Raw genomic sequence first — 7,455 nt, 5'->3', positions numbered from 1 at the left:
ATGTGAAGTTGCTGATAAAGTTGAGGATCATTGTACTTGGGGTGATTTTGTAACGGAAGAAGATCTTGAGAATTATAAATTTGGATTAGAAGATGAGATACATAGTGTAAAAGTAAAAAATTGGATTGTATTGAATAAACCTATAGAATATAAGAATCGTGGTGTTGGTTTTATAAGTGATAGTCATAATGCTTATTGCAAATGCATAGAAATGTATGAAGAAGGAATAAAAAAAATGGAAATTATTAATATACTAAAACAAAAAAAGCAGATCATACTTCAAGGAGCACCTGGTACTGGAAAAACTTATTCTACTGCTGAAATTGCTGTTAATTTGATTGACGGGAAAATATTAGATGACAGAAAAGAAGTTATGAAAAGATATAATGAGCTTATTAAAAATAATCAGATATTTTTCACAACTTTTCATCAGTCTATGGATTATGAGGAATTTGTTGAAGGATATAAGCCTGTTTCCAATGATGGCAATATAGTTTATGATGTTAAAGATGGAATTTTTAAAAAGGCTTGTAAATATTCAAGTACAGCAGGCAATAATAAAAATAATATAGAAGATATATGGAATGAATTTCAAAATAAATTAGCTGAAGAAAATATAAGATTTGATGAAAAAAATAATAACATAGGAAAACTTACTTTAAAAACAAAAACAGGACTTGATTTTTACTTAACTACTGATGATAATGGATATGTAAGATATAAGCCTGCTTCTCAAATAGGAGATAATTGGAGATATATAAGAGCTGCTTTATATGGTTTGTATTTTAATAAGTATAAATCTGCTTTATCGTATACAGAGCCTTTATTAGATTATTTAAAAGAAAATTATAATTTATCAGATATTATTGAAAATAATGAAAATCCTGTTGTGCTTATAATAGATGAAATTAATCGCGGAAATATAGCAAAAATATTCGGAGAACTTATTACATTATTAGAAGCAGATAAAAGAAAAAATGCTGATAATGAAATAGAAGTGAAACTGCCTTATTCAAAAGAAACATTTTCAGTACCTAACAATTTATATATAATAGGTACTATGAACACAACTGACAGAAGCATAGGTTATATTGATTATGCTTTAAGAAGAAGATTCGCATTTATAACTATTAAAGCAGAAAAAGAAGAAATAGAAAATTTTTATAATGATAAAAACTATGATTGTAAAGATAAGGCATTAGAGTTATTTGATAATATAAAAACTAATATAATTAATGCTCAAAATTTAAATGAAGAATTTGATCATGATGATATTATGATAGGGCATAGTTACTTTATGGCTGAAAACGAGGAAGAGCTAACAAGAAAATTAGAATATGAAATAAAGCCTTTATTATTAGAGTATTATAAAGACGGCATATTAAAAAATGATAAAGAATTAAAAGACAAAATAAACAAGTTATAAAGTATATACTGAGAATGTTTAATCTTTTTAGTTTTATTTTTATGTTGTCAAATACACTATTGATCGTATTAATATGCCTTTAGTATTGTTATTATACTTTGTCTTTGAAAGATATTATTTTTTAATTTGAATTTAGGTTATTATTCTGCATTTAATATATTCTTAAAATATTAAGTTGTAGTATTTGCTTTTTTGCAACTTTTTTGTGCGGCAAAAAAGTTGATAAAATATAATTGCCTAGGTGTTGCATTTATGGATAATTTAAATAGTCAATGCGAATGTGAATTTTGTAAAAATAATTCTGCTTTATTTAAAGAGCATAATATTATAAATTGTGATTCTCTTATTGAATGCATAAATAAATCAAAATACAGAGAATATATATTTGGAAAGAATTCTTATGGCAATACTCTTTCTTATTATATAGGCGCTTTCTGGCTTGATGATAAATATACAAAAAATATTATAATAAACCCTAAAATAGAAAATATTGATTTTATGAAGATGTTTTCAAAATGCTTGTCTTATTCTAATATAATAAAAGGTTTTGATGAAATATACAGCATTAATTTCGAAGAGCCTGCTATAGATTATAAAGAAAATAAATTGATAAAAGGACTAGATGCTTTAACTGCTATACATTTTTTAAGAATGCTTGAATTAGAACTTCATAACGGACTTAAAAGAAATTTTATAAGAAAAGAAGAAAATCTTAATTCTAAAATAAAAGGTAAAATAGACTTTTCAAATCATATAAAGAAAAATATTATGACTGCCAGAAATGATAGAGTATACTGCTCTTATTTTGATTATGATATAAATTGCTTGGAAAATAGAATATTAAAGAAAGCATTAAAAATATGTTACTCTAATATAGGAAGTATTTATAATTCTTTTTCTTGTATGAGTTTTTTTTCTGAAGTATCTGATGAGCTTCATTTTCATGAACTTCATAATATAAAATTAAATTCTTTATACAAAAAATATAAACTTCTTATAAAATTAGCTATTAATATAATAAAATTAAAAATATATAAAGATTCAAGTAAAGAAAATTATGCCCCACCTTTTTATATTGATATGTCATTATTATTTGAAAAATATGTTTATGTTTTACTTATGGATTCATTAAAAGATAAGGTAGAAATATTATATCAGAAAAGTGTTTTAAATAATAAATTTGTATTAGACTTTATAATTAAAGGTGATGAATATAATTATATAGCAGATACAAAATATAAGGAAATTTATCAAAATAAAGATGGTTATGAAAAAGATGATATTAAACAGCTTTCAAGTTATTCCAGAATTAAAAAAGTAGTTGAACATTTTAAAAATGATAAAGAGTATTCTAACAATGATAATTATATTCCTAATTGTATTATAATATATCCTTCAAATAATCCAAATAATATAAATATAGATTTTGAAAAAAAAGAAGAAATTAATGATTTTATTAATTTTTATAAACTAGGAATATATATACCAAGATTTGACTAAATAATATATTATTATATTTTCAGGTAAATTCATTTTATATAATTGCTATTTTAGCAGTTTTATTATATACTTTTACATCAATATTTATTATTGTAAGGGGTTAATTAAAAATGGAAAATCCTATAAAAAATATCACAGAAACAATAATAGGCGAATGCCGTAATTTTAAACATACTTTAAAAGAAATATTATATGCAATAGTTATAGTTCTTCTTATAAATACCTTTTTAATACAGAATTATCAAATACCAACTGGTTCAATGATACCTATTATAATGCCTGGTGACAGACTATTTGCCAATAGATTTGTTTATGGGGTTAAACTTCCATTTACTGATGGACTTTTAGGATACAGACTTCCTAAAATAAAATCTCCTCAAAGGGGTGATTTAGTGGTATTTAGAGCACCGCCTTCGGCTTCTTTTGGATGTGAGTCTGCTATGCCTTATTATGAGCCTTCTCCTTTAGTTCAGATGATTAAGCTTCCAGTTATGATATTTTCTCTAACTCCTTTTACTTGGGATCCTAGATTTTTGTTTGCAGATTTTATAGGGGAAAAACTTACAGGCGGAACTCATTTAGCTCCTGCTCCTTTATTTTTTGGACTTAAAACTGTGGATTTAGATCCTAGAAAAGAGTTTGTAAAAAGGGTTATTGCTATAGCAGGTGAAACTGTTGAGATTAGAGATAAGAAAATAGTTATTGACGGAAATGAAATAGAGGATAAATGGGGGTATTTCTTTTATGGCAATGAAAGAGAGTTGGTGCCTATTATAGATAAATATGGTCCTATATATGTACCTAAAAAAGGTGATGTTATTATATTTAAAAAGCTAGTTGATAGGGCAGATTATTATAATGATTTAAGTTCATTTGAAGTTTATATAAATGATAAGGTTGTAAGTGATGATATAAAATTATGGTATTGGATGAATATATATGTTCCTAATACTAAAGATGAACCAGATGAATATATATACAATGTGCCTGAAGATTGTTTCTTTGTAATGGGGGATAATAGAGATCAAAGCTGCGACAGCAGAATGTGGGGGCTTGTTCCTTACAGACATATAAAAGGTCAGCCTATGATTGCTTGGATACAGTCAAAAAGACCTAATGATGTTGAACAGGGCTTCTTTAAATATTTTATAATTAAATAAAGATAAAAATATGTACGAGCAGATTTCTAAAGATACTTTAAAAGAATTATTAAAAATTTGGAAGGCTAAGAATATAGAAGATTTAGAAATAAAGACTTCTAATATATCTATGGTGTCTTTTAAATTTTATTCTTTATCTAAAGAAGCAAAAGATATAGTTATTTATATTCTTAAAAATGAAAGCAGAGAATTAAATTCTATAGATATAGCTTATTCTCTAAAGTATACCCAAAAACAAGTTCCTGCTTTTTTCGATTATATTTATGAGATAAAAAAATCAGGGCTTTTGTATTTAAAAATAAAAAGAAGAAGATTAAATTCTCATGATGATACTCTATATTTTTTGCCGAATGTTAAATCAATAATAGAAAGTATAATTTTACAAGATGATATAAAAATTCCTAATTATATAGATATTGCTTATACTGCTAATGCTTATAAAAAATATTTGCAGAAAATTATTCATATATATGAGAATGGTAATATTTTGCAATACAATAAATCTAAATTAGATGATAATGAATTATTCACTCTTTGCAAGGCTAATATTCTTTCTATTTATTTTCATCAAAATGATTTTAAAGTATATCTTGCCCTTAATAATAAAAATGTTTTGGAGAATTTAGAAAAAAGTTTAAAAGATAATATTGAAAGTTCTGTTTTTATTTATAATCATTTTAATATACTTAATGATATTGACACTTTTATTTATGAATGTGATGTTCAAAGATTATCTTCCGATGATATTAATATAAACTTTTTAACTAATAATTTAGATTCAAATACAATAATTAATATATGCTTGAAATTAGATTTGATAAAATTAGATAATAAAAATTCTATATCATTGGAATATGATAATATAAAAAAATATTTTTCAAATTCTATAGAAGATAGAATGGACTTCATAATAAAAAATATTTATAAAAATTATTCTGATTATTATAAAAATATTTTAGAGATAATAGGAAATGAAAGTATATCAAAATCATTATTATTTATGAAACTGAAAGAAAAATATAATATTTCTATAACTCCAGAAAAGTATAATAATATTGTTTATTCTATGTTTATACTTGGTATTGTTGAGGCTTCTTTTTATGAAAATGCTGTTTTGGCAATTAGAAATATAAATAATCATACTAAAGAAAATAATTTTAGAAAATCTTTTATTAATGGAAATTTTGAATTAACTTTAATAAATCATTATCTGTTTTCTAATAATTTTATATATATGTGCAATTTATATTTTTATCTCGATAAGCAGGAAACAGTTTACACTTATACTATGACTGAAGAAAGTGTATTAAAAGGAAAGACTATTATAAGCGATGAAGAATCAGAATATTCTTTTGATAAATTTTTGCTTGTATTAAAAAATATATTATTGGACAATAATGTAGAAATTCCAAAGCATATAGAAACAAGTATAAAAAGATGGTATGAAAGAGGAATTATCTCTTATGTATATGATAATGTTACTCTTGTTATAATCAAAGATGCAAACAAATTAGAAGAAATAATTCATGAAGCTAAAAGAAAGGGTATAATCATAACAAAAATTAATGATGAATATGCTATAGTAAAAGCAAGTTCTTCAACTAAAAAGACTCTCACAAAATTTTTAAGACAGAGAAAGATAATAGTAACATTCTAAAAAGTGATAATAAATTATGATAGATTATTTAAATAAAGAAACTTACAACTTTTATTTGCCTGAAAATTTAATAGCTACAACTCCTAATTATGAAAGAGATCATTGTAAATTGATGACTTTAAATAAAAATACAGGGGAATTGGAGCATAAATTTTTTTCAGATATAATTGATTATTTGAATAAAGATGATATTTTAGTTTTAAATGACAGTAAAGTAATACCTGCTAGAATATACGCCAAAAAGAACACAGGCGGTAATTCTGAAATTCTTCTTCTTAATAAAGTTGATAATGATGAAAGTATTTGGGAATGTCTTATAAAGGGTAAGAATATAAAAGAAAAAGATATGTTATATTTAGATTACAGTCATTTTGATAATGTAGGAAATATTGAGGCATTTATAGATAAGGATAATATATCAACAAAAATAATTAAATTTTCAAAACCTCTTACAAGCGATATTTTAGATAGTATTGGAAAAGTTCCTCTTCCTCCTTATATTATTCAAAGCAGAAAGAAAAAGGGAGAAGAAGAATATAATGATAAGGATAAAGAGTTTTATCAAAATGTTTATGCCAAAAATGAAGGGAGTATTGCTTCTCCAACTTCAGGTCTTCATTTTACTAAAGAGCTTTTAGAAAAAATAAAATCTATGGGAATTAATATTTGCTATGTTACTTTGCATGTAGGTTTTTCAACTTTCAATCCTCTTAAAGAAGATGATTTAAGAAATCATGTTATGCATGAAGAGAAATTCATTATACCGAAAGAAAGTTATTATACTATAATAAAAGCCAAGAAAGAGGGTAGGAGAGTAGTATCATGCGGTACTACAGTTGCAAGAGTTTTGGAAAGTGAATATGATAATTACGATTTTAAAAGATTGGAAGGTTCTACAAATATATTCATTTACCCACCTTATAAGTTTAAATGTGTTGATGCTTTAATAACTAATTTTCACACCCCACATTCAACATTGCTTGCTATGGTAAGTGCTTTTGCAGGATATGATAATATAATGAATGCCTATAAAACAGCTGTAGATAATAATTATAGATTCTTTTCTTACGGCGATGCTATGTTTATGTATTAAATATAATAAAAATGCATCAGATATTTAATTATACCTGATGCATTCTTTTTTTGAATAATATTTAATTATGGTGTTACTATATTAAACCAATATTCAAAAACATCAAAGTAAGATAAAAACTCGTCAAATTTTTCTTTATTAACTACATTCAAATCATCGGTTTTTCTTGTAAATATTGCTCTTTTCAAATCAGCTATATTCATATCTATTTGATAATCAGTATTTTCATTATTATATTTTTTATATTTAAGAACTGAGTTTTCTATTTTTACTAAATATTTGTTATCATCTGTAATATTTAAAAGTATTGATACATTTTTATCTTTTACTTTGTCAGGATTTAATGCTACAGATATATATTCAAGCATATTCTCAGATGATAATGCATTAATCATATCTAGCGATACTGTTTGAGCTGCTATTGAATTTTCATCAATTGTGTTTCTAAGTTCAAGACTTCCAGTAAGGAAATATGCTCTCCAAACAGCAGATTCACTTTGATAACCTAATTGCTCCATAGCATCGGCACTTAATTTTCTAGCTTCCATATTATTAGGGTTAGCAAATATTACATGATTTAGTACTTCAACAACCCATCTGTAATCCCCATTATCATATG

The 7,455-nt window shown here is 24.5% G+C and carries 6 protein-coding genes; 5 read left to right on the top strand and 1 reads right to left on the bottom strand.

The features are described 5' to 3' along the window. From Q1J76_RS06750 to queA, 5 genes are all read left to right on the top strand, one after another. Positions 1-1,426: McrB family protein (locus Q1J76_RS06750; RefSeq protein ID WP_300368729.1), on the top strand; the 1,426-nt coding region annotated here is incomplete at its 5' end. 252 nt (positions 1,427-1,678) lie between these two features. Next, positions 1,679-2,926, top strand: a complete 1,248-nt coding sequence (locus tag Q1J76_RS06745) for a 5-methylcytosine restriction system specificity protein McrC (protein WP_300368726.1) — start codon at positions 1,679-1,681, stop codon at positions 2,924-2,926. A gap of 110 nt (positions 2,927-3,036) precedes the next feature. Further along, a complete protein-coding gene (lepB, locus tag Q1J76_RS06740; RefSeq protein ID WP_300368723.1) occupies positions 3,037-4,086 on the top strand; it encodes a signal peptidase I in 1,050 nt (349 codons plus the stop codon). 10 nt (positions 4,087-4,096) lie between these two features. Continuing rightward, positions 4,097-5,743 (top strand): hypothetical protein, encoded by a 1,647-nt coding sequence (locus tag Q1J76_RS06735; protein ID WP_300368720.1) that lies wholly within the window; start codon positions 4,097-4,099, stop codon positions 5,741-5,743. A gap of 16 nt (positions 5,744-5,759) precedes the next feature. Next, positions 5,760-6,836 carry a tRNA preQ1(34) S-adenosylmethionine ribosyltransferase-isomerase QueA gene (gene queA, locus Q1J76_RS06730; RefSeq protein ID WP_300368717.1) on the top strand — a complete coding sequence of 359 codons (1,077 nt, stop codon included), beginning with the start codon at positions 5,760-5,762 and terminating at the stop codon, positions 6,834-6,836. Between the two features lie 65 nt (positions 6,837-6,901). Here queA and Q1J76_RS06725 read toward each other — a convergent pair. Then, on the bottom strand, positions 6,902-7,455 hold a 554-nt coding region (locus Q1J76_RS06725; protein WP_300368714.1), incomplete at its 5' end, for an alkyl sulfatase C-terminal domain-containing protein.

The sequence above is a fragment of the Brachyspira sp. genome, assembly GCF_029258575.1.
Classification (GTDB): Bacteria; Spirochaetota; Brachyspiria; order Brachyspirales; family Brachyspiraceae; genus Brachyspira.
Note: the sequence above shows the minus strand (reverse complement) of the source record. Positions and strands in the feature narration are given on the sequence as shown.

Coding starts and splice junctions, on each gene's coding strand:
- lepB (WP_300368723.1), top strand. CDS start 3,037: ATGGAAAATCCTATAAAAAATATCACAGAAACAATAATAGGCGAATGC.
- Q1J76_RS06735 (WP_300368720.1), top strand. CDS start 4,097: ATGTACGAGCAGATTTCTAAAGATACTTTAAAAGAATTATTAAAAATT.
- queA (WP_300368717.1), top strand. CDS start 5,760: ATGATAGATTATTTAAATAAAGAAACTTACAACTTTTATTTGCCTGAA.
- Q1J76_RS06745 (WP_300368726.1), top strand. CDS start 1,679: ATGGATAATTTAAATAGTCAATGCGAATGTGAATTTTGTAAAAATAAT.